The 1,315-nt window shown below is 48.7% G+C and carries 1 protein-coding gene; it reads right to left on the bottom strand.

The genetic code is table 11. The annotated features are described in order from the left end of the window. Positions 1-334: 334 nt before the first annotated feature. Positions 335-1,126, bottom strand: coding sequence for a hypothetical protein (locus Q7V32_RS09735; RefSeq protein WP_304896783.1), 792 nt, complete (start codon positions 1,124-1,126; stop codon positions 335-337). Between the last annotated feature and the right edge of the window lie 189 nt (positions 1,127-1,315).

Here is a 1,315-nt window from a genome sequence, read left to right as displayed (position 1 = left end):
CTGCGGAGCAGTTGACAGCGATCCAGCGCTGGTACCGAATCTTGAGTTTAGCGCTGGTTAAGTATCTCAAGGGGCGTCAATTGCAGTCGCCGGAATGCCTGTCAGCGCCTGCTTAGTGGATTCAACCGCTCTTTTTAGGATGATGGGTTAGTATTCCCAGAGAGAGTGCGGTCAATTTTTTTCTTTAAAAAAAATTACGACATAAAAATGAGGAAAAGCCTTCCTTGGCAGTCATCCTTGACAACCCAATCATGGATCCCATGTACAGTTATTCACAAACGATTTTCAGCGACTTTGATGCGCAAAGGTTCCAGAACAAAGCGTCGGCAACATCCTATGCCGCTGCAACAAACACTTTGCGACGGCCAAAGCCAATCATGCCTGCCATGGCACTCCCGAATAGCCAAACTGCAGCGGGTACAGGAACAGCTGACACAGTAATGGTGTCGCCGGAAAGACTGAAGCGAAGGGAGTCGGAACTGAAAGTAACTCGGTAGTCGGCATGATCCAGGATAGGGTCTATAAAACCGCCGGATGGCGGTGAAAAACTATCACCTCCGTTTATGCCAGCCGCTGCCTCTGCGGGGTCAAGCCTGAAATCAGCTATTAAGAACAGATAGTTACCTGCCGCGTTGACGGAGACATCATACCAAGGGTCGCGACGGAAATGCACAGAACCATCTACAGGCGCTTCCTCCTGCAAGCGAGTCGTCCTGCTAACCGGACTGGTTTCCTGGGTATAGCCATTAAAATAATTGCTGCCGCCGCAATTGTTACTTACATCGTCGCAACGAAATATGGCGTCAGTAGCCAGTATACTGCCGGTGCCGTTATCGTGATAGAAATACGTATCGGGATCCAGCCAAGTCAGTTTGCCATCTCCATTGATGTCATGAGTGTAATAGCCTGCTGTGTTGACGTTGCTTTGGGAGGCCTCATAAGCCGCCACGTCCACTGTAAAGCTACCGGTGGTTAGCATGACGATTTTCCAGGTATCAAAGGTAGTACCGCCTTCGACTTTATGAAGTGTTCCGTTTACAACCAGCGAACTGGCTGCTTGAACCGGTGCGGACATGACGCCGCATGCCAGCACTGCCGCGCTAAGCGTTTTAATGAGTTTACTCATGATGTTGGCCTCTTTAAAGAATAAAAAGACCAAAAGCAAAACCTAAGTGTATCTGCTCACCCCTTCCTATTTTATTGGGTGTAGGTGCTTGATTTCAAAGGACGCATGAATACATCCTTGTAGCTCTCTGCAACATCCCTGTTGCAGAAGCCTTTTCAATCAATCACCTACACCTTCTATTTCAAGCGG

It is taken from the genome of Methylicorpusculum sp. (genome assembly GCF_030651835.1).
In the GTDB taxonomy this organism is placed as follows: Bacteria; Pseudomonadota; Gammaproteobacteria; order Methylococcales; family Methylomonadaceae; genus Methylicorpusculum.
The sequence above is the reverse complement of the archived record's forward strand: the minus strand, read 5'-3'. Positions and strand labels throughout refer to the sequence as shown.

Bases quoted from the DNA above. Each gene is read 5' to 3' on its own strand.
- Q7V32_RS09735 (WP_304896783.1), bottom strand. From the start codon at position 1,126: ATGAGTAAACTCATTAAAACGCTTAGCGCGGCAGTGCTGGCATGCGGC.